Source organism: Mesorhizobium sp. B2-8-1 (assembly GCF_006440955.1).
In the GTDB taxonomy this organism is placed as follows: Bacteria; Pseudomonadota; Alphaproteobacteria; order Rhizobiales; family Rhizobiaceae; genus Mesorhizobium.
The window spans coordinates 137793-157294 of the sequence record NZ_VFTX01000008.1 but is presented as its reverse complement, the minus strand read 5'-3'; the positions used below and the strand labels follow the sequence as shown (position 1 = coordinate 157294).

Genomic DNA, 19502 nt, shown 5'->3' with positions numbered 1-19502 from the left:
GCGGCTCATGTCGCGCCCGCTTTCGTTTATGGAGCAAAGGCATGTCTGCCGAACCGCTGAAGACACTTTTCCATCCATTCGAGGCCGAGGCGGTCGCTTTGCCAGGCAAGGGCGAACGGGTGCTTTTTCTAGGGGCCGAATCCGGCTTGCGGACACCGCAGGACTTCGACGCCGAGCTGCACGTGGTGCAAGGCTTTCGGCCGCATTTTCGCGCGCTGCAAGCCGCGGGCTTCACTGTCACCCCGCAAACGCAAGGCGATGGCTTTGACGCCGCGCTGGTGCTCGCGGGCCGCCATCGCGGCCAGAACGAGCTGCGCATCGCGGATGCGCTGGAGCGCGTCACCGAGGGCGGATTGATCGTCATTGCCGGCGGCAAGGATGATGGCATCGCCAGCCTGCGCAAGCGCATGGACGAGCTTGTGCCGCTCGAAGGCCATCTGCCCAAATATCACGGCATCGCCTTCTGGCTTCGCCGGCCGGCCGGGACGGAGACGGCAGCAGCGCTGCGTGCCGCCAATCCCGCCGGGCTGGTCGACGGCCGCTTCAGCACGGCGCCCGGCATGTTTTCCTTCGATCGTGTCGACGCCGGTTCGAAGTTGCTGGCGGACCATCTTCCGGCCGACCTGCGCGGCCATGCCGCCGATTTCTGCGCCGGCTGGGGCTATCTGGCGGCGGAGATGGAAGCGCGTTCGCCCGGCATCTCGGCACTTGATCTCTATGAGGCGGATTTCGCTTCTCTCGAAGCCGCCAAAGCCAATCTTGCCACGGCCAGCCAGTCGGTTGCGAAAGGTTTCTTCTGGACGGACCTGCAGGGGGAGCCGGTCGAGCGTCGCTACGACGCGGTCATCATGAACCCGCCTTTTCATCGCAGCCGCGCGGCCGAACCGGAGATCGGCGCCGGCCTGATCCGGGCAGCGGCAAAGGCGCTGAAGCCGGGAGCACGGCTGTACATGGTGGCGAACCGCCAGCTGCCCTACGAGCCGGTACTGGCCGCCGCCTTCTCCAGCCATGCCGAGCTCGCCCGTGACGGCATGTTCAAGGTTCTTTCCGCGCGTCGCTGACACGCAACGGCGTGACACTCAGTGCAGATTGGCGACGCGCCTCGAATCCTCGACGACATGTCCCTCGCCGGCCATGACCGCAAGCGGCGCCGGCCGGCCGAACAGATAACCTTGCACCACCTCGCAACCGGCTGCCCTGAGCAGTGTCGCCTGGTCCTCTGTCTCGACACCCTCGGCAATGATACTGACGCCGAGTGCTCGCGAGAGGCCGACAATGGTCGATACGACGGCGCCGGAGCTCGAATCCGTATCGATGCGGCTGACGAAGGAGCGGTCGATCTTCAGCTTGCCGAAGGAAAAATCGATCAGGTAGCTGAGATTGGAATAGCCGGTGCCGAAATCGTCGACGGCAACCGAGATGCCCATATCGGCAAGCTCTTTCAGGATGGCGGCGGCGCGGTCGCGGTCCTGCATCATGGCCGTCTCGGTGACTTCCAGCTCCAGCCGCGACGGCTTGATGCCGGTGGTCCGCATCGTGTCGCGCACGAGGCCGATGAAGTCCTTGGTCATGAACTGGACCGGCGAGATGTTGACGGCGACGAAGCAGTCGTCGGGTAAATGGCGGGCGTCGCTGCATGCCTTGCGCAGAACCCATTCGCCGATCGGATTGATCATGCCGGTTTCCTCGGCGATCTGGATGAACTCCAGAGGTGGGATCATGCCGCGTTCTGGATGGTTCCAGCGGATCAGCGCTTCATAGCCGACGATGCGGCCGCTCGGCAGGTCCAGCTGCGGCTGATAGTGAAGGTCGAAATCACCGCGCTCGAATGCGATGTGCAGCTCGGATTCGACCCATTGGCGATGATCGGCGACCCGACCCATCTCGGTATCGAAGACCGACCAGTTGCCGACTCCCTTGGCGCGCGCATTTTGCAGCGCCAGGTTGGAGCGGCGCAGGATGAGGACCGGGTCGACGCCGTCCTTGGGCATCGCCACGATGCCCACCGACAGGCTCACCGATTGCTGGTGGCTGCTGAGCTCATAGGGCTCCATCATCTCGTCGATGAGCCTCTCCACCATAGCTTCCATCGTTCCCTGAATCTGATGATCGGGAAGCAGCACCGCGAACTCGCCGGCGCCGATGCGCCCGATCTGCACGCGCTCGGGCACGCAGGCCTGCAGCCGCTTGGTGAAGGCGCGGATCAGTTCGTCGCCCTGGCTGTAGCCGATCGCGTCGTTGATCTGCTTGAACCGATCGATGTCGATGTCGATGAGGAACATCGGGGCCCCGGTGCGGCTCGTCGCGCAGGCTGCCTCGGCGATCTTGCCGACCATCGCCGGACGCGCCAGCAATCCGGTCAGCTTGTCGAACTGGGTTTCGTTGAAGACGAAATCAGCCGATTCATCGACGCCGGCGAAGAAAGACATCGCGGCTCCCGCCGCCGCCAGCGCGCAAAGGGCAGCCATGATCGCCACCATCACGTCCGCCGGCATGCCGGCAAAGCCGTCGCCAAGCGCGTGCTTCAGGCCCCAGATGCCGAGGATGAAACTGCCAATGCCCGAACTGGCTATGGTGATCAGCCGGAACACCGGTGTGCGGCTCGGGTTGCTGACGGCAGGCATTGAAAGTCCCCAAATTGCGGGACTCTATAGCCGATAGGCCCTTAAAATGAGTTTCCGCGAATGCATCCAATTTTATTGGAAGGGAATTATTTCTTCGCAGGAGAAAAGACTATTTCGCGAAATGGCCTATTCGCTCGCGCGATCCGTCTGCTTCAGCTCCTCGAGCGTCGGCATGGAAACGATATGATAGCCGGAATCGACATAGTGGATTTCGCCGGTGACGCCGGAAGCGAGGTCGGACAGGAGATAGAGTGCCGAGCCGCCGACCTCGTCGATGGTCACGGTGCGGCGCAGCGGAGAATTGCGCTGCTGGTAAGAGAACATGTGGCGCGCATCGGAAATCCCGGCGCCGGCAAGCGTTCGCACCGGTCCGGCCGATATGCCGTTCACCCTGATGCCGCGCGGGCCGTAATCGTTGGCGAGATAGCGCACGCTGGCCTCGAGGCCGGCCTTGGCGACGCCCATGACGTTATAGTTCGGCATGACGCGCACCGAACCGGCATAGGTCAGGGTGATCATCGATCCGCCATCCTGCATCAGGGCCGCGGCGTGGCGCGCGACCTCGGTGAAGGAATAGCAGGAGATGACCATGGTGCGGATGAAATTGTCGCGGCTGGTGTCGGCGTAGAGGCCCTTGAGCTCATTCTTGTCCGAAAAGCCGATGGCATGGACCACGAAGTCGAGCCCGCCCCAGGCCTTGCCCAAGGTCTCGAAGGTGGCGTGGACCGAGGCGCTGTCCTCGACATCGCAGGGAACCACCAGCGCCGCGCCGAGCTTGTCGGCAAGCGGCTTGACCCGGCGGCCGAAGGCGTCACCCTGGTAGGTGAAGGCAAGTTCGGCCCCATGTTCGGACAGTTTCCGGGCTATGCCCCAGGCGATCGAATGATCGTTGGCGACGCCCATGACAAGCCCGCGCTTGCCCTTCATCAATCCGTCCATGATCGCCAATCCTCGTGGAAAAAACGTGGCCTTATGCGGAATAGCGCTGGAAAACCAGCGTTGCGTTGGTGCCACCAAAGCCGAAGGAATTGGACAAAACGGTGTCGATCCTGGCGTTGTCGATGCGCTTTCGCACCACCGGCATGCCCTCGAATTCGGGGTCGAGAGTCTCGATATGGGCGCTTTCGCCGATGAAACCGCCTTGCATCATCAGGATCGAATAGATGGATTCCTGCACGCCGGCCGCGCCCAGCGAATGGCCCGTCAGCGATTTGGTCGAGGTGATGAAGGGCATCTTCTCGCCGAACACCTCGCGGATCGCGCCCATTTCGCGGGAATCCCCCACCGGCGTCGAGGTGCCATGGGTGTTGATGTAGTCGACCGGGGTGGTGACGGTCGCCAGCGCCTGCCGCATGCAGCGGACCGCGCCTTCGCCCGAGGGCGCAACCATGTCGAAGCCGTCCGAGGTGGCGCCGTAGCCGACGATCTCTGCATAGATCTTGGCGCCGCGCGCCTTGGCATGCTCCAGTTCCTCGAGCACCAGCACGCCGGCGCCGCCGGCGATGACGAAGCCGTCGCGATCGACGTCATAGGCGCGGGAAGCGGCAGATGCCCTGTCATTGTACTTCGACGACATGGCGCCCATGGCATCGAACAGGTCCGACATCGTCCAGTCGAGATCTTCGTGGCCGCCGGCGAACACCATGTCCTGCTTGCCCCACTGGATCAGTTCGTAGCCATTGCCGATGCAATGCGCCGAGGTCGAACAGGCCGACGAGATCGAATAGTTGACGCCGTGGATCTTGAACCAGGTGGCCAGCGTCGCCGACGCGGTCGACGACATCGCCTTCGGCACCGCGAACGGGCCGATGCGCTTGGGGCTGCCATTCTTGAGCGTGGTTTCGGCCGCCTCGACGATGGTGCGGGTGGAAGGCCCGCCCGAGCCCATGACGATGCCGGTGCGCTCATTGGTGATGTCGCTCTCGCCAAGGCCGGCATCGGCGATCGCCTGGTCCATGGCGACATGGTTCCAGGCCGCTCCCTGGCTCAGGAAGCGCATTGCGCGGCGATCGATCATGGCGCTGGGATCGAGCGTCGGCGCGCCCCAGACCTGACAGCGGAAGCCGTGCTCGGCGAAGGAGTCGGAGAAGCTGATGCCGGATTTGGCGTCATGCAGCGAGGCTTGCACCTCGTTGGCATTGTTGCCGATCGACGACACGATGCCGAGGCCTGTGACTACGACACGTCTCATTCGCAACTCCTTCCAGGAATGCTGGCCACGAAGTCGGCCAGGGCGACGGTCAAGCGACCGCCGACTGCTTGGACAGACCGACTTTCAGGTCCGTTGCCGCGTATATGGGTTCGCCGTCCGCCTTTAGCCAACCATCGGCGATGCCCAGCACCAGCCGGCCACGCATCACACGTTTGAATTCCACGCCATACTCGACCTTTTTAACCGAAGGCGTGACCATTCCCTTGAACTTGACCTCGCCGGTCGACAGCGCCATGCCTTTGCCGGGTTCGCCCAGCCAGCCGAGATAGAAACCCGTCAGCTGCCACAAGGCATCGAGGCCCAGGCATCCAGGCATGATGGGATTGCCGATGAAATGGCAGGCAAAGAACCACAGGTCCGGCTTGATGTCGAATTCGGCGCGGATGAAGCCCTTGTCGAAAGCCCCGCCCGTTTCGCTGATCTCGGTGATGCGGTCAAACATCAGCATCGGCGGGTAAGGCAACTGGGCATTGCCCGGTCCGAACAGCTCGCCGCGGGCGCAGGCCAGCAATTCTTCGTAGTCGTAGCTGGATTTCGAACCCGCCATCAATCTCGTTCCCATATGTCCCGGGCGCTGGCGCGCCCTTGTCGTTGGTGTCCTAACACAATCTGTTTCAGGCCGGAAACCGGCGTTTGCGCTTAACCCGCCAGTCTTGCCGGGTCAATGCGCGCTTGATCGCATCCGGACGACAGAATATATGTCGAAAGGGGTCCGGTTTCGGCAGACATCCATTTTTTTGCCATTCTGGACGTGTCTTGAGGCGGAACTGTGAGCTTGGACGACCAGATGGACCGGGGCTGCCGGAAGGAAAATGTCGCTGTGGACAAGCGGGTTCGTGAAGCCGGCCTGAGGCCGACACGGCAGCGCATTGCGCTTGCCGACCTGCTTTTCGCCAAGGGCGACCGCCATCTCTCGGCCGAGGAACTGCACGAGGAGGCCGTCGCCGCCGGCGTGCCGGTGTCGCTGGCCACCGTCTACAACGCCCTTCACCAGTTCACCCAGGCGGGACTCCTGCGCATTCTGGCTGTCGAGGGCGCCAAAACCTATTTCGACACCAACACCTCCGATCATCACCATTTCTATATCGAAGGCGAAAACCGGATTTTCGACATCGCCAATGGTCCGGTCACCGTCGCCAACCTACCGGAACCACCCGAGGGGATGGAGATCGCCAATGTCGACATCGTGGTGAGACTGCGCCCCAAACGCGCCGAATGACCGACGGTCAGGCACGTATGCACGGCCGGGAATGAAACCCCTCGATCTGGCTGTCCGGCTGGAATGGGCCGCTGTCGCGGTGTCCGCTATCGTCTTTTATGCACTCGCCGGTGCGTCCTGGTGGTTGTTCGCCTTGTTGATCCTGGCGCCTGATCTGTCCATGTTCGGCTATCTCGCCGGGCCGCGCGTCGGCGCCGCCTGCTACAATGCCTTCCACATCTTGGTCCCACCGGTGTTTTTGGTGCTTGCCGGCAGCCTGTTCGGCAATGCAGCCGCTCTAGCGGTTGCATTGATCTGGATCGCCCACATCGCTATCGATCGCGCGCTGGGTTACGGCTTGAAGCTGTCGAGCAGCTTTCAGGATACCCATCTCGGCCGCATCGGCCGCTAAACGGTCCGGCCTGCGGTTCAAACGAGTCGCGGCAAGGCCAAAAATCAGTCCTTGACCCGTTCGCCGGGATAGGCGCCCCAGACGACGGATTGGGCGAGCCAGCCGGTGTGGCCATCGAGCGTCATTTCGCACCACTGGCCGTCGCAGGATTTGATCGTGCCCATGACGCCCGGCTCGACGATCGCCACCACGCTGGCGTCCTTTTCGGGGCTCCTGAGGAGATTGATCTGGGCGCCCTTGCCGCGCTGCCACGGCGCCACGATCGCCGTGCGCCGGCCCGAAAGCAGCGACTGGTTGATCCAACCTTCCGAACCGTCGGCGTCGCGCACGCGGCGCCATGTGTCGAATTCCTGGATGATCTCCATCGGCAGGCCTGCCTTCAGATACATCCAGTCGACCGAGTAGTTGGCGCCCGGCCCGACACGCGAATTGACGCGGCCGGATTTCAGGCTGACGAATCGTGGCAGCGGCAGGCCGCTCGGCCCGAGCGTGACGACGCTCTGGGCGGGAGCCGCTGCACCTTGCGCGCACAGTTGGGGTGAATAGAGCAGAGCGCCGAGAAATGCTGCGCTGAGGGTCAGGCGAAGCGACGCGAAACCAGACACTTTCGTTCCTTTCGGCGCTGGCCTGCCGGCCCCGGCGCCCCTTTTTCTTTGTCTTCGGCGGCACCGCTTGGTACATGGGTAAATCGGCTACCGCGACCGGCTTCCAGTTTCGCCGGTCTTGGTTAAAGAGGTCTCAACGAGGGAAACAATGGCAGGCAAAAAGAAGCCTCTCGTGGTCATCACGCGAAAACTGCCCGACCCTGTCGAGACCCGCATGCGCGAGCTGTTCGACGCAAGGCTGAACGTCGAGGACAGGCCGATGACGCAACCGGAACTGGTCGCGGCGGTCAAGGAGGCCGACGTGCTGGTGCCGACGGTGACCGACCGCATCGACGCGGCATTGATCGCCCAGGCCGGCGAAAACCTCAAGCTGATCGCCAATTTCGGCAATGGCGTCGACAAGATCGACGTGGCGGCCGCGGCCAAGAAAGGCATCACCGTCACCAACACGCCCAACGTGCTGACCGAGGATACGGCCGACATGACGATGGCGCTGATGCTGGCGGTGCCGCGCCGGCTGGCGGAGGGCGCCAATGTACTCACCGGCGACAAGAAATGGGCTGGCTGGTCGCCGACATGGATGCTTGGCCGGCGCATCTGGGGCAAACGGCTCGGTATTGTCGGCATGGGGCGTATCGGCACCGCCGTTGCCAGGCGTGCCAAGGCCTTCGGCCTCTCCATCCACTATCACAACCGCCATCGCGTGCTGCAGGCGGTCGAGGACGGGCTGGAGGCGACCTATTGGGAAAGCCTCGATCAGATGCTGGCCCGCATGGACATCATCTCGGTCAACTGCCCCTCGACGCCGGCGACCTTCCATCTGCTTTCGGCGCGGCGGCTGGCGCTGCTCCAGCCCACCGCCTATATCGTCAACACCGCGCGCGGTGACATCATCGACGAGGAGGCGCTGGTCAAGCTGATTCAGGATGGCAGGATCGCCGGCGCCGGACTCGACGTCTACGAGCACGAGCCCGCATTGAACGGAAAACTGCTCAAGCTCGCGACCAAGGGCAAGGTCGTGCTTTTGCCGCATATGGGGTCGGCGACGCTCGAGGGCCGCATCGACATGGGCGAGAAGGTGATCATCAACATCCGCGCCTTCGTCGACGGCCACCGCCCGCCGGATCGCGTGCTGCCGCTCAGGACCTGAGCGGCTTCGCAACATAATGTAAGTGGAAACTTACGAAACGGTCTTGCGCATGGTGACCGAAGTCGGTCGCGCATAACCTTCATGCGCCGTTCTCACGGTCTCGCGAAAACCGAGCCGGGCAAAGGCTGCCTGGTTCCCAGCCAGCTCGATTCGCGTCTGCAGCTCGATTGCGGCCTTGCCGCGGCTGCGGGCAAAATCCTGGACGGCTTGCATCAACAACCTGCCGATGCCCTGGCCCTGACAGTCCGGCGTGACGGCGAGCTTGCCGACATAGAGGTGGTCGGTTCGTTCCAGGGCGAAGATGCAGCCGACGATCCTGTTGCCGCTGAGCGCCAGCATGCCGGTCTCGCGGCGGGCTTTGTCGCGCAAGGTTTCCGCGGTGAGCAGGTGCGCCGAGGACGGCGGGTCGATGATGCCGTCCATGAAGGCGAATGCGCGCAGGATCAGGGCGAGCACTTCGTTCCAGCGGTCGAAATCGGCCGGAATCCGGGTGATGACGATATCGGCAGTGCGCGTCAACGTCAGTTTCGTCTCTTGTAGCGGATGGTCTCGAAACGCGCGGCCAGCGCGTCATAGAGCAGCAGTCGTCCGATCAGCGGCTCGCCAATGCCGGTGATCAGCTTGATGGCTTCCATCGCCTGCAACGTGCCGATGACCCCAGTCAGCACGCCAAGCACCCCGGCCTCGGCGCAGGACGGCACCAGACCCGGCGGCGGGGCCTCCGGGAAGAGGTCGCGGTAGCCGGGGTTGGAGGTGCCATCCCTATCGGCTTGGAACGGCATCAGCACGGTCACGGAGCCATCGAAACGGCCCACGGCGGCGTGCACCAGCGGCTTTCCCTCCGCCGCGCAGGCATCGGCCACGACATAGCGCGTCTCGAAATTGTCGGACCCGTCGACGACCACGTCGTAACGGGCGACGAGGGCTTGGGCATTGTCCGCGGTCAGGCGCAATGTGTGGATTTCGACAGCGGTGTTGGGATTGATGCGGGCAATTGCCGCCTTGGCGCTGTGGGTTTTCAGCATGCCGACAGTGTTCGTGCCGTGAATCACCTGCCGCTGCAGGTTGGAGAGCGAAACCGTGTCGTCGTCGATCACGCCGAGCGTACCGACGCCGGCTGCGGCAAGATATTCAAGCACTGGTGCGCCCAATCCGCCAGCGCCGATGACCAGCACCCGCGCTCGCTTCAGGCGCTGCTGGCCGGCGCCGCCAATTTCGGGCAGCACGATGTGGCGGGCATAGCGTTCGAGTTCTTCGTCGGTGAGGGCGGTGGCGATCATGGCTCGATCATATAGCGGGAGAAAAACCTTGTCAGGTGCTCACACAGCCATCGGCGCGACCGTGCCGTGATCCACGATCAGGAACTGCGCCCGGCCCGCCAGGCTGGAAAACAGCGCAGCATCGGTTCCCGTCATGAAAGCCTGGCAGTTCAATTCCTCCAGGATCGAGAACAGCGCCGCACGCCGGCCACCATCGAGATGTGCCGCGATCTCGTCGAGCAGCAGGATTGGCGTCAAGCCGGACATCTCGCCGGTCAATCTGGCATGCGACAGGACAATGCCGACAAGCAAGGCTTTCTGTTCGCCGGTCGAACACAGCGCCGCCGGCATCGCCTTGGGTCGGTGCCGGACCACGAGATCGGAGCGGTGCGGGCCCTCGAGCGTGCGCCCGGCGGCGCGGTCGCGGTCGCGGCCCCCGGCGAGCGTGCGGCGGAACCGCTCCTCGACGTCGACAGCCGGCGTGTTGGCGATCTCGGCTTCCAGATCGCCCGACAGGCCGATATCGGCCTGCGGAAACGGGCCGCTGTCGGGCAGCCTGTCGATCATGGCGGCCAGAAGGCGCACCATTTCGGCGCGCGCCGCGGCGATCGCCACGCCTGTCTCGGCCATCTGCGTCTCGATCGCCTCAAACCAGCTCAAATTCCGCGAACCTTCCGTCAGCAGCCGGTTACGGCCGCGCATCGCCTTTTCATAGTCGAGGGCGCGCTGTCCGTGGCCTGGATCGATCGCCAGCACCAGCCGGTCGAGAAAGCGCCGGCGGTCCGCGGCCGGTCCTGTGAACAGAGCATCCATGGCCGGCGTCAGCCACACGACGCGCAGCCATTCCAGCATGTCCTCGGCGGATCGCGCCGTGGCGCCGTTGATGCGCACCCGCCTGCCGCCCTCGCCAAGACTGTCGCCACCCGAAATGCCCGTCCCTATCTCGACTTGGCCGTCAGGTCCGTCGAGCCATGCGTGCAGCGCAAAGCCGCCGTCACCACCCTCACGCGCGACGTCCGCGTAAGGCGCGCGGCGCAGGCCGCGGCCCGGCGTCAACAGGGAAATCGCTTCCAACAGATTGGTTTTGCCGGCGCCATTGTCACCGGAAAACACCACCGCGCCAGGCTCAAGCTCGATCGACAGCGCCGCATAGTTGCGGAAGTTGGTAAGGGTAAGCTTACTTATATGGGTTTGTGCCGGCAACCGCTACTGCTCTACACCCGCATCGGCATCAGCACATAAAGCGCGGTTTCATCGGCCATGTCGTGGATCAGCGTTGGCGAACCGGCGTCGGCCAACATGAATCGGGCCTCTGAACCGGTCAATTGTGCGGCAACGTCGAGCAGGTACTTGGCGTTGAAGCCGATCTCGATCGGGTCGGCTGAATAGTCGGCGGCCAACTCCTCGGTGGCGCTGCCCGAATCCGGATTGTTGACCGCAAGCGTCACCTGGCCCTCACTGATCGAAAGCTTCACCGCGCGCCCGCGTTCGGAGGAGATGGTCGAGACGCGGTCGACGGCGGCCGCGAAGCTCTGGCGGTCGATGATCAGCTTCTTGTCGTTGCCGGTGGGAATGACCCGCTGATAATCGGGGAAGGTGCCGTCGATCAGCTTGGAAGTCAGGATGACGCTGCCGATGGTGAAGCGGATCTTGGTGTCCGACAGTTCGGTGGTGACCGCCACGTCGGGATCATCGACCAGCTTCTGCAATTCGCTGACCGTCTTGCGCGGTATGATGATGCCCGGCATGCCTTCGGAACCCGCCGGCGCGTCGATCTCGGCGCGCGCCAGGCGATGGCCGTCGGTCGCCACCGAGCGCAGCTTCAGCTTGCCGCCGACCTCATGTGTGTGAAGATAGATGCCGTTGAGATAATAGCGCGTCTCCTCGGTGGAGATGGCGAACTGGGTCTTCTCGATCAGCCCCTTGAGCGCGACCGAGTCGAGCCGGAAGATATGCGAGAAGGATCCGGCCGAAAGCTCGGGGAAGTCCGATTGCGGCAGGCATTGCAGTCGGAAGCTCGAGCGGCCGGAGGTCACCGTCATGGCGTTGCCGTCCTCGTCCGTCTTCAGCATCACCTCGGCACCGTCGGAAAGCTTGCGCACGATGTCGTAGAGCAGATGCGCCGGAACCGTTGTCGCGCCACCCCGCTCGACCTTGGCCGGCGTCGCTTCCGTCACCTCCAGGTCGAGGTCGGTGGCCTTCATTTCCAGGCTGGCGCCTTCGGCGCTGAGCAGCACGTTGGACAGGATCGGTATGGTGTTGCGCCGTTCGACCACGCGGTGGACGTGGTTGAGCGACTTCAGGAGATTTGACCGTTCCAGGATAACACGCATGACGAACCAGGCTCGCTTGAATGAATGAGCGGGTCTCCGGCTGGCGGCGTCCCGCGAAAGGTCTGAACAGGCTTCAGAATCTGCGTAAACTGACAGGAAAAAACCAGCAAACGCAAGCCCGCGCGACCGGTTCGGGCCGGCTACGCGGGCTTTCTGGGGATAAAGGCGGCGAAGCACGCCGCCAGGCGTTTTCGAACGGCTCAGGCCTGGTCGTTGATCAACCGTCTCAACAGTTCCAGTTCCTGCGCCAGCGTGTTGTCGCCGCCGGAAAGATCCTCGATCTTGCGCACTGCGTGCAGCACCGTTGTGTGATCGCGGCCGCCGAAGCGCCGCCCGATCTCGGGCAGCGAGCGCGGCGTCATCACCTTGGACAGATACATGGCGACCTGCCTCGGCTTGACGATGGTGCGCGTGCGCCTGTTGGACAGCAACTCGGTCTTCGACACATTGTAGTGCCGCGCGACGATGCGCTGAATATCCTCGATACGGACCCGCTTCGGCTCGCCGGTGCGGTAGATATGGCCGAGGATCTCGTCGATGCGATCGATGGTGATCTGCGGCTCGAAAGACTGGCGGAACAGGAGTTGATTGAAGGCGCCTTCCAGTTCGCGGCCGCTGCCGGTCACCGTGCGGGCGACGTGATTGAGGATCTCGTCGGAGATGTCGAGGGAAGCGTCATCGTGCCTGGCGGTGGCGAGGCGCAGCTTGAGCATGCCCAGGCGCATGGCGAAATCGGGGGCCGACATTTCGAGCGCGACGCCGCCATTGAGGCGCGAGCGGACCCGCGGTTCGAGGGATTCCAGTTCCGACGGGGGCCGGTCGGCGGCGACGACGACCTGCTTGGCGCTGTCGAGCAGCATGTTGATCAGATGGCAGAATTCGTGCTGGATCGACTTGCCCTGCAGGAATTGCATGTCGTCGATGATGAGCAGGTCGATATCGCGAAGCTGTTCCTTGAGCGTCAAGGCATTGTTGTCGCGGATCGCGGTGGCGAAGCGCCACATGAAATATTCCGCCGTCAGGTAGACGACGCGCGATTTCGGGTTCTGCTTCAGCGATTCCGCGGCGATAGCCTGCAACAAATGGGTCTTGCCGAGGCCGACCGTCGCATGAAGGAAGAGCGGGTTGAAGCGCACCGCGCTCGACTGCGATTCCGCCACGGCCTTGGCCGCGGCGAAGGCCACCCGGTTCGACGGCCCTTCGATGAAAGAGGCGAACGTGTAACGCGGATCGAGCGGCGATCCCAGCACATTGTGGCGGAACTCGCTCTCGGCCGGCATGCCCGGGCGCGGCGCCGGAGCCCGCTCCAGCCTGCCGGGGCTTACGGTGCCGGCGGCCAGCGCCGTCTGCGTTTGTCGCGTCATCTTGCGCGCCGGCGCCAATTCCGGTTCGGCATGGCTGCGCCCCTGGCGGGTGGCTGTGCGCACGATGATCTCGATCTTGAGGATCTCGGGATCCTCGTGCTTCCAAAGCTCGCAGATAAGGTCGAGATAATGGCCGTTGATCCACGAGCGCAGGAAGGCAGTGGGCACCGAAATGCGAACGATGCCCTTTGAAGCCTCCGCGACCTTCATGCGCCCGAACCAGCTCGAATAGACTTCGGTTCCCAACCGCGCCTTCAACTGGGCCTTGACCCGGTCGAACTTCTGTTCCGCGTCGCTGGAAGCCGCCATCTCATCAGCTCCGATCAGATTTCCTGAAAATGGGATGTCATTGGTAAGCTCCCTTTCGACGCCGCTCTGCATGATCGAGTTCCTTGTCTCTGTACCTGTTTTTCCGCCGGGGATGCGCCTCCTGCATCCGTGTTCCAGCGACTGCGCTTTGCTACGACGCCCGCTGCCGCCGCCGGCAGATGAACGTCGTCCAGGGAACCGGTGCCGGCCCATGGAAGCCAGTCCGTGTTGGGTATGTCAGGGCAATGCAACACCGTCCGGCGAAAATCGCCGGCGCTGTCGACCTGCCATGTATAGTTACGCCAGTCCCCTACCGTATCGAAAAAGAGCAAACCAAACCTGTCCGCGGACTTGATCCGCGCCACAAACCCCGCCAATTTAAGCTGGCCCATTCAGGCTGGGTCAGGGCCACCCGGCCCATCCCTTTCGATGGACCGACATTACCGAAATCGCTGTGGATAGGGCAAGGCCACGTCTAACGGATTTTTAAGGAATCTGGTTAGGTCCGGCGCGCCGAAGCGCCATGCGGCAGCACTATAGTTTGACAAAGCCATTGTGATTCAAACCCTTTTTCGGCGAATATGAAAAAGCCGGGCTGGCGCGAAATTTTGTGAAATAAATCGCTTGACAGCCAGTTGTTCTCCTGGCGCTTCGCCGCGCTGTGGACAACGTGTGGATGACTATCTGTAACTAGCTGAGAAATATTGATTATTTCTGCGGAGGGAGAATTTTTTAGCCGACACTTTTCAAGTATCTGGACCATCAGCCGGCACGCATATGCCGGCAAAGCATTTCGGACCGCAAACTCCGCTTTCGACGCCGTTTCCGAGTATTCTTTTTAAGTGCTTGCCGGCAAACGAAAAAACCCGGCACTATCGGCCGGGTTCTCAGAAGATCAGTCCGGAAAGGGACGTCAGGCCGACAGCACCTTGAGGCGCTGGGCCAGCCGTGAAACCTTGCGGGCCGCGGTGTTCTTGTGGATCACGCCCTTTGTCGCGGCACGCATCAATTCCGGCTCGGCGGCCTTGAACGCCGCCTGCGCGGCGGCCTTGTCGCCGGAGGCGAGCGCCTCCTCGACCTGGCGCACATAAGTGCGGACGCGCGAGCGGCGGTTTTTATTGATCGCCGCGCGGCGGACGATCTTGCGCGTTGCCTTTTTGGCCGAGGATGTATTGGCCATGATGCCTCTCTTCTGATCTGGTCGGCGCATGCGGCATGCCGCAGGGCACAAAAAACAAACGGGCAGCCACAGGGCCGCCTCGGTTGGTGCGGCTTATAGTTCAGCTTTCCCGGCGCGTCAACGCTGGCTGGCGTTCTTTTTGGCTGTCGTCGCGCCGGAGCATTTTTTCAGCCACGCCGAAGCATTTCGCGCCCCGGAGGTGCGCTGTCAGCGATTGGTGAAATTCGGCTTGCGCTTCTCGGCGAAGGCCGCCATGCCTTCCTTCTGGTCGTCGAGCGCAAACAGCGAATGGAACAGTCGACGTTCGAACCGCAGCCCCTCGGCGAGCGTCGTTTCATAGGCTCGGTTGACGGCTTCCTTTGCCATCATCACCGACGGCAGCGAAAAATCGGCGATCTTGGCCGCCGCCTTGACGGCCTCCTCGACAAGCTCGCCGGCAGGCACGACGCGCGAGACCAGCCCGGAACGCTCGGCCTCCGCGGCATCCATCATCCGCCCGGTCAGGCACATGTCCATCGCCTTCGACTTGCCGACGAACCGGGTCAGGCGTTGTGAGCCGCCCATGCCGGGAATGACGCCGAGCGTGATTTCGGGCTGGCCGAATTTTGCCGTGTCGGCGGCGATGATGAAGTCGCACATCATCGCCAGTTCGCAGCCGCCGCCCAGCGCATAGCCCGCCACCGCCGCGATGATCGGCTTGCGCGCCCGGGTCAACTCTTCCCAGCCGACGAAAAAGTCCTTGATGTAGGCATCGACGTAGGAAATCGACAGCATTTCCTTGATATCGGCGCCTGCGGCGAAGGCCTTCTCGGAACCAGTGACGACCATCGCGCCGATGCCGTCATCTGCCCCGAACACGTTTACCGCGGCCACCAATTCCGCCATGACCTGGGAATTCAGCGCATTGAGCGCCTTCGGCCGGTTCAAGGTGATCAGCCCGACCTTGCCCCTGGTTTCAACGACGATCGTTTCATAGGCCATGGCTTCGGCTCCTCTTCCAGGCAATTGAAGATCGATCTAGCTCACCGCTGACAGGTCCGGCAATAGAAGGTCGAGCGGCCGCTCTGCGTGATGCGCTCGATATGGCCGCCGCAGCCAGGCTTGGAGCAGGGTTCGCCCTCCCGGTCATACACCGCGAAGGAGTGCTGGAAATAGCCCAGCGAACCGTCGGTCTGCATGTAGTCGCGCAGCGACGATCCGCCGGCCGCAATGGCATCTGCGATGACCGAGCGGACCGCCACGGCAAGCCCCCGGCTTTGCTCACCCGCTTTCTTGCCGGCTTTGGCTATCGTGCCCGCCTCGCGCAGCGGCGACAGCCCGGCGCGCCATAGCGCCTCCGAGACATAGATGTTGCCGAGCCCGGCTATCAATCTCTGGTCGAGAAGAGCGGCCTTCAGCGGCGATTTCCGGCCCTTCAGCAGTGAGGCCAGCAGCACTCCGTCAAGCGCATTGCCGGTGGGTTCGACGCCGAGCCCCGCCAGCATCGGATGGGTGTCCGGCGGCCCTTCGCAAAACAGCATGAAGCCGAAGCGACGCGGATCGTTGAAAACCACGCGCGAGCGGGTGCCGTCCCGAGAGGCGACGTCGAAGATGACATGGTCGTGCGTCGAACTCTTCGACCGCTCGTGATGGAACACGCCGGGCATTTCGGCAGCGTCGGCCGTCTCGATGCGAAACGAGCCCGACATGCCGAGATGGCAGATCAGGGCGGGACCGCCTTCGAGATCCATCGTCAGATATTTGGCTCGGCGTCCGAGCGCCGTGATCGTCTTGCCGGTCAGCCGCTCGGCGAATTTTTCGGGGAATGGAAAACGCAGGTCCGGCCGGCGTGCCTCGGCGCGGATGATGCGGGCACCCTCCAGAACCGGCTCCAGCCCGCGCCGGACCGTCTCGACCTCGGGCAATTCAGGCATGGCCGCCCATATCCGGGTAAAAGGAAGTGCCGTAGCGGCCGTGCGCCAACCCGAGATGTTCGGCCACGGTTTCACCAATGTCGCAGAATGTCGTTCTCAGCCCGATGTCGCCGCCCGTCAGACCTGGTCCGATGCCGATCACCGGAATGCGTTCGCGTGTGTGGTCGGTGCCGCGCCAGGTCGGGTCGTTGCCATGGTCGGCCGTCAGGATCAGCAGATCGCCCTGTCGCAATCTCGCGAATGCTTCCGGCAGTCGCCGGTCGAAGGCCTCGAGCGCGGCGGCATAACCTGCAACATCGCGGCGATGGCCGAACTCGGTGTCGAAATCGACGAAATTGGCGAAGACGAGATCGCCGTCGCGGGCCGCATCCATTGCATCAAGCGCCTGGTCGAACATGGCCATGTTGCCCGCGGCCTTGCGCACTTCCGAAATCCCCCGATGGGCAAAGATGTCGCCGATCTTGCCGACGGCGATGACGCGGCTGCCACGCGCCGTCAGCCGGTCGAGCAATGTCGGCTCGGGTGGCGGCACGGCGTAGTCGTGTCGATTGTAGGTCCGCTCGAAAGTGGCTGCCGTCTCGCCGACGAACGGTCGCGCGATCACCCTTCCGATCCTCAACGGATCAACCAGGCGACGCACCACCTTGCAGAATTCGTAGAGCCGCTCCAGGCCGAAATGGACCTCGTGCGCGGCGACTTGCAGGACTGAGTCCACGGAGGTGTAGCAGATTGGCTTGCCCGTGCGGACGTGCTCCTCACCGAACCGTTCGATGATCTCGGTGCCAGGCGCGTGGCAGTTGCCGAGAATGCCCGGCACCTTGCCTTCGCGGATGATGGCCTCGGTCAGTTCGGAGGGAAAGGCCGGGACCGTGTCGGGAAAGTAGCCCCAGTCGAAACGTACCGGCAGGCCGGCTATCTCCCAATGGCCGGATGGCGTGTCCTTGCCGCTCGAAACCTCCTGGGCGGCGCCGTGGAAGGCGTTGGCGACGAGATCCGTCCCGAAAGCGGCAAAGCCCAACCCCGTCGCGGTCTCGGCAGCCTTGCCAAGTCCAAGCGACGCCATGTTGGGAACAAACAACGGTCCCTGGCGAAGTCCTTCGCGATCGGCGCGGCCCTCCGCACAGGCCTCGGTGATATGGGCGAAGGTGTTGGCACCGGCATCTCCGTAGCGTTCGGCGTCGGCGGCGCCGCCTATGCCGAAGGAATCCAGGACGAAGAGGAAAGCACGCGCCATGAGGTCATTGTTGCCGGTTTGAGCATCCAGACATAGGGTTCCACGGCGGCATTGGCAATTCGGAAACCAAACGGCAACCGCTCGGCGCGATAGTCCGGAACCAATTCACTGACGGATCGCAGGACCGGGTCTCCCATGAAAGCTGCCCTGAAGACATGCGCCGCTCTCATGATCGCGCAAGGCGCGGTCTGGTCCGGCTCGGCGCACGCCGACTGGCGTGACGATATCGGCACGTTTCGCATCGGCATCGTCGCCGAACCCGGCGCAGGTAACTCCGTTCCAGGCCTGCGGTTGACCGAGGCCTTTACCAACGCGCTGGGCATGAAGGTGGAGTTCGTCGTTGCCCGTGACTATGCCGCGCTGATCGATGCGCAGGCCAATGCCCGCATCGAATATGCCGTCTACTCGGCGACCGCCTATGCAACGGCGTCAAGACGCTGCGAGTGCGTCGAACCGCTTGTGGCACCGGTCGATTCCGATGGCGCGGTCGGCATCCGCGCCGTGCTGCTGACGAAGGATGGCAAGGTGCCCAGCCTGGCCGCGATGGAAACCCACAGGATCGCCATGCCGCCGGCGGACAGCATTGGTTCTCTTTTGCCATTGGCCGGACTGGCTGCCGAGCACGTCAAGATCGCAGAGGACGCATCGTTTCTGGTTCACGCCGGTTCCGCCTCGGCCGCGGAAGGAATGCTGGTCGATGGCCAGGCCGATGCCTTGTTCGGCTGGGCGACGGCGGCGGCCGACGGCGAGCCAAGACTATCGGGCACGCAGGCAAGGCTCGAAGCCGCCGGGCTTTCGGCGACCGCCCTTCAAGTCGTATGGACGTCGGGTTTGCTGAGATACGGTCCTCACGCGGAGCGTAGCGATCTCGACCCGGAAGCCAAGCGCCGGTTGGCGGTTTTCCTGACCAATCTCAAATCGACGACGCCCGACATCTACGACCTGCTGGAATCGAGGCATTCCGGCGGTTTCGCCACCGTGGTTCCCAAGGATTACGAGATGGCGCACGCCATCGTGCATCTGGTGTCGGACGGTGGCGTCCGGCGATAGAGCTCGTCAGCAGTCGCCGCAGGGGATCGTCAGGCTTCTGCGCGGACGCAGGTAATAGGTCTCGCCCATCGATATGTGGTTGAAGATCGTCGTCAACCCGGTCGTCTGTGAACCGTCTGCGGACCAACTGATGATCGGCAGGTAGCCGAGTTTGCTTTCGACGCGGATGAGAAAGGTGCCGGCGACGTTGAGCGTCGCTGGCACGGTCGTGGGTGTATCCTTGGCGGCGTCAGCGCCGTAGACGCCATTGAGCACCTTGCGCGACCATACCACGTTCACCTGGGGCGGCGTATCGGTTGTGACCTGTATTGCCGTGATGGTGATATCCGGCGTCGAGCGATTGTAGGGCTGCAAGGTGGAGGTGCCGATCTTCATGATGGCATCCAGGTCCGCCGCGACGATGGTCGGCTGCTGCGTGACCAAATCCGCGACCATGCTGCCGATGCGGCTGACCTTCTTGCTGGTCTCGATGGCCTGGGAGGCCTCCATGGTGATGAAATACATGATCAGCAGGATGGGGACGATCAGGGCGAACTCGACCGCCGCGATGCCGCGGCGATCGCGTACGAACCCGCCCCACTTCCCCCGGCGTTCTGCAATTCCTGGATGTGCCCCCGCACGCGTCATGCCATTGCCCTTTTTCTTGGTTTTGCTTCCGC

At 63.2% G+C, this 19502-nt stretch carries 20 protein-coding genes; 5 read left to right on the top strand and 15 right to left on the bottom strand.

Annotated features, from left to right (window positions below; all coding sequences use genetic code 11):
• Positions 1 to 41: 41 nt before the first annotated feature.
• Positions 42 to 1061 (top strand): class I SAM-dependent methyltransferase, encoded by a 1020-nt coding sequence (locus FJ428_RS20875; protein WP_140880042.1) that lies wholly within the window; start codon positions 42 to 44, stop codon positions 1059 to 1061.
• 18 nt (positions 1062 to 1079) lie between these two features.
• Here FJ428_RS20875 and FJ428_RS20870 read toward each other — a convergent pair whose 3' ends face one another.
• The 4 genes from FJ428_RS20870 to fabA form a co-directional block, all read right to left on the bottom strand.
• Positions 1080 to 2624 (bottom strand): bifunctional diguanylate cyclase/phosphodiesterase, encoded by a 1545-nt coding sequence (locus FJ428_RS20870; protein ID WP_140880041.1) that lies wholly within the window; start codon positions 2622 to 2624, stop codon positions 1080 to 1082.
• Between the two features lie 126 nt (positions 2625 to 2750).
• Complete coding sequence (gene fabI / locus FJ428_RS20865; RefSeq protein ID WP_140513182.1) at positions 2751 to 3563, bottom strand: enoyl-ACP reductase FabI; 813 nt, start codon at positions 3561 to 3563, stop codon at positions 2751 to 2753.
• Positions 3564 to 3594: 31 nt separating this feature from the next.
• Positions 3595 to 4815 carry a beta-ketoacyl-ACP synthase I gene (gene fabB / locus FJ428_RS20860; RefSeq protein ID WP_140496770.1) on the bottom strand — a complete coding sequence of 407 codons (1221 nt, stop codon included), beginning with the start codon at positions 4813 to 4815 and terminating at the stop codon, positions 3595 to 3597.
• A gap of 49 nt (positions 4816 to 4864) precedes the next feature.
• Entirely contained in the window at positions 4865 to 5383 is a 519-nt protein-coding gene (fabA, locus tag FJ428_RS20855; RefSeq protein ID WP_140496768.1) for a 3-hydroxyacyl-[acyl-carrier-protein] dehydratase FabA, read from the bottom strand.
• Positions 5384 to 5623: 240 nt separating this feature from the next.
• Here fabA and irrA point away from each other — a divergent pair, with 240 nt between their 5' ends.
• Both irrA and FJ428_RS20845 read left to right on the top strand, forming a co-directional pair.
• The gene (gene irrA, locus FJ428_RS20850) at positions 5624 to 6055 is read left to right on the top strand and encodes an iron response transcriptional regulator IrrA (RefSeq protein ID WP_181167354.1); all 432 of its coding nucleotides are present in this window, start codon (positions 5624 to 5626) and stop codon (positions 6053 to 6055) included.
• A 31-nt stretch (positions 6056 to 6086) separates the two neighbouring features.
• Positions 6087 to 6446, top strand: coding sequence for a DUF4260 domain-containing protein (locus FJ428_RS20845; RefSeq protein WP_140580416.1), 360 nt, complete (start codon positions 6087 to 6089; stop codon positions 6444 to 6446).
• A gap of 44 nt (positions 6447 to 6490) precedes the next feature.
• Here FJ428_RS20845 and FJ428_RS20840 read toward each other — a convergent pair whose 3' ends face one another.
• Positions 6491 to 7051 carry an SH3 domain-containing protein gene (locus FJ428_RS20840; RefSeq protein WP_140496762.1) on the bottom strand — a complete coding sequence of 187 codons (561 nt, stop codon included), beginning with the start codon at positions 7049 to 7051 and terminating at the stop codon, positions 6491 to 6493.
• Positions 7052 to 7199: 148 nt separating this feature from the next.
• On the opposite strand from FJ428_RS20840, the gene FJ428_RS20835 reads away from it, so the two are divergent.
• Positions 7200 to 8201 (top strand): D-glycerate dehydrogenase, encoded by a 1002-nt coding sequence (locus tag FJ428_RS20835; RefSeq protein ID WP_140496760.1) that lies wholly within the window; start codon positions 7200 to 7202, stop codon positions 8199 to 8201.
• 30 nt (positions 8202 to 8231) lie between these two features.
• Here FJ428_RS20835 and FJ428_RS20830 read toward each other — a convergent pair whose 3' ends face one another.
• The 9 genes from FJ428_RS20830 to FJ428_RS20790 form a co-directional block, all read right to left on the bottom strand.
• Positions 8232 to 8720 (bottom strand): GNAT family N-acetyltransferase, encoded by a 489-nt coding sequence (locus FJ428_RS20830; RefSeq protein WP_140513188.1) that lies wholly within the window; start codon positions 8718 to 8720, stop codon positions 8232 to 8234.
• Positions 8721 to 8722: 2 nt separating this feature from the next.
• Positions 8723 to 9481, bottom strand: a complete 759-nt coding sequence (locus FJ428_RS20825; protein ID WP_140496755.1) for a molybdopterin-synthase adenylyltransferase MoeB — start codon at positions 9479 to 9481, stop codon at positions 8723 to 8725.
• Positions 9482 to 9520: 39 nt separating this feature from the next.
• Positions 9521 to 10663: a DNA replication/repair protein RecF gene (gene recF / locus FJ428_RS20820; protein WP_140880040.1), complete on the bottom strand. Its 1143-nt coding sequence runs from the start codon at positions 10661 to 10663 to the stop codon at positions 9521 to 9523.
• Between the two features lie 11 nt (positions 10664 to 10674).
• Positions 10675 to 11793 carry a DNA polymerase III subunit beta gene (gene dnaN / locus FJ428_RS20815; RefSeq protein ID WP_140496751.1) on the bottom strand — a complete coding sequence of 373 codons (1119 nt, stop codon included), beginning with the start codon at positions 11791 to 11793 and terminating at the stop codon, positions 10675 to 10677.
• 200 nt (positions 11794 to 11993) lie between these two features.
• Positions 11994 to 13538, bottom strand: coding sequence for a chromosomal replication initiator protein DnaA (gene dnaA / locus FJ428_RS20810; protein WP_140496749.1), 1545 nt, complete (start codon positions 13536 to 13538; stop codon positions 11994 to 11996).
• An 841-nt stretch (positions 13539 to 14379) separates the two neighbouring features.
• Complete coding sequence (gene rpsT, locus FJ428_RS20805) at positions 14380 to 14646, bottom strand: 30S ribosomal protein S20 (RefSeq protein WP_140496747.1); 267 nt, start codon at positions 14644 to 14646, stop codon at positions 14380 to 14382.
• Between the two features lie 207 nt (positions 14647 to 14853).
• Entirely contained in the window at positions 14854 to 15627 is a 774-nt protein-coding gene (locus tag FJ428_RS20800) for an enoyl-CoA hydratase (protein WP_140564841.1), read from the bottom strand.
• 41 nt (positions 15628 to 15668) lie between these two features.
• Complete coding sequence (mutM, locus tag FJ428_RS20795; protein WP_140496743.1) at positions 15669 to 16559, bottom strand: bifunctional DNA-formamidopyrimidine glycosylase/DNA-(apurinic or apyrimidinic site) lyase; 891 nt, start codon at positions 16557 to 16559, stop codon at positions 15669 to 15671.
• The gene (locus FJ428_RS20790; protein WP_140880039.1) at positions 16552 to 17793 is read right to left on the bottom strand and encodes a phosphopentomutase; all 1242 of its coding nucleotides are present in this window, start codon (positions 17791 to 17793) and stop codon (positions 16552 to 16554) included. Before FJ428_RS20790 ends, mutM begins: the two co-directional genes overlap by 8 nt.
• 135 nt (positions 17794 to 17928) lie before the next feature.
• On the opposite strand from FJ428_RS20790, the gene FJ428_RS20785 reads away from it, so the two are divergent.
• Positions 17929 to 18843 carry a PhnD/SsuA/transferrin family substrate-binding protein gene (locus tag FJ428_RS20785; RefSeq protein WP_140880038.1) on the top strand — a complete coding sequence of 305 codons (915 nt, stop codon included), beginning with the start codon at positions 17929 to 17931 and terminating at the stop codon, positions 18841 to 18843.
• A 6-nt stretch (positions 18844 to 18849) separates the two neighbouring features.
• On the opposite strand, the gene FJ428_RS20780 is transcribed toward FJ428_RS20785, so the two are convergent.
• Entirely contained in the window at positions 18850 to 19470 is a 621-nt protein-coding gene (locus tag FJ428_RS20780; protein ID WP_140880037.1) for a TadE/TadG family type IV pilus assembly protein, read from the bottom strand.
• Positions 19471 to 19502: the final 32 nt, after the last annotated feature.

Coding starts and splice junctions, on each gene's coding strand:
- irrA (WP_181167354.1), top strand. CDS start 5,624: ATGGACCGGGGCTGCCGGAAGGAAAATGTCGCTGTGGACAAGCGGGTT.
- FJ428_RS20835 (WP_140496760.1), top strand. CDS start 7,200: ATGGCAGGCAAAAAGAAGCCTCTCGTGGTCATCACGCGAAAACTGCCC.
- FJ428_RS20790 (WP_140880039.1), bottom strand. CDS start 17,793: ATGGCGCGTGCTTTCCTCTTCGTCCTGGATTCCTTCGGCATAGGCGGC.
- rpsT (WP_140496747.1), bottom strand. CDS start 14,646: ATGGCCAATACATCCTCGGCCAAAAAGGCAACGCGCAAGATCGTCCGC.
- FJ428_RS20825 (WP_140496755.1), bottom strand. CDS start 9,481: ATGATCGCCACCGCCCTCACCGACGAAGAACTCGAACGCTATGCCCGC.
- FJ428_RS20800 (WP_140564841.1), bottom strand. CDS start 15,627: ATGGCCTATGAAACGATCGTCGTTGAAACCAGGGGCAAGGTCGGGCTG.
- dnaN (WP_140496751.1), bottom strand. CDS start 11,793: ATGCGTGTTATCCTGGAACGGTCAAATCTCCTGAAGTCGCTCAACCAC.
- fabA (WP_140496768.1), bottom strand. CDS start 5,383: ATGGCGGGTTCGAAATCCAGCTACGACTACGAAGAATTGCTGGCCTGC.
- FJ428_RS20785 (WP_140880038.1), top strand. CDS start 17,929: ATGAAAGCTGCCCTGAAGACATGCGCCGCTCTCATGATCGCGCAAGGC.
- FJ428_RS20870 (WP_140880041.1), bottom strand. CDS start 2,624: ATGCCTGCCGTCAGCAACCCGAGCCGCACACCGGTGTTCCGGCTGATC.
- fabI (WP_140513182.1), bottom strand. CDS start 3,563: ATGGACGGATTGATGAAGGGCAAGCGCGGGCTTGTCATGGGCGTCGCC.
- FJ428_RS20875 (WP_140880042.1), top strand. CDS start 42: ATGTCTGCCGAACCGCTGAAGACACTTTTCCATCCATTCGAGGCCGAG.
- FJ428_RS20845 (WP_140580416.1), top strand. CDS start 6,087: ATGAAACCCCTCGATCTGGCTGTCCGGCTGGAATGGGCCGCTGTCGCG.
- fabB (WP_140496770.1), bottom strand. CDS start 4,815: ATGAGACGTGTCGTAGTCACAGGCCTCGGCATCGTGTCGTCGATCGGC.
- mutM (WP_140496743.1), bottom strand. CDS start 16,559: ATGCCTGAATTGCCCGAGGTCGAGACGGTCCGGCGCGGGCTGGAGCCG.
- dnaA (WP_140496749.1), bottom strand. CDS start 13,538: ATGCAGAGCGGCGTCGAAAGGGAGCTTACCAATGACATCCCATTTTCA.
- FJ428_RS20780 (WP_140880037.1), bottom strand. CDS start 19,470: ATGACGCGTGCGGGGGCACATCCAGGAATTGCAGAACGCCGGGGGAAG.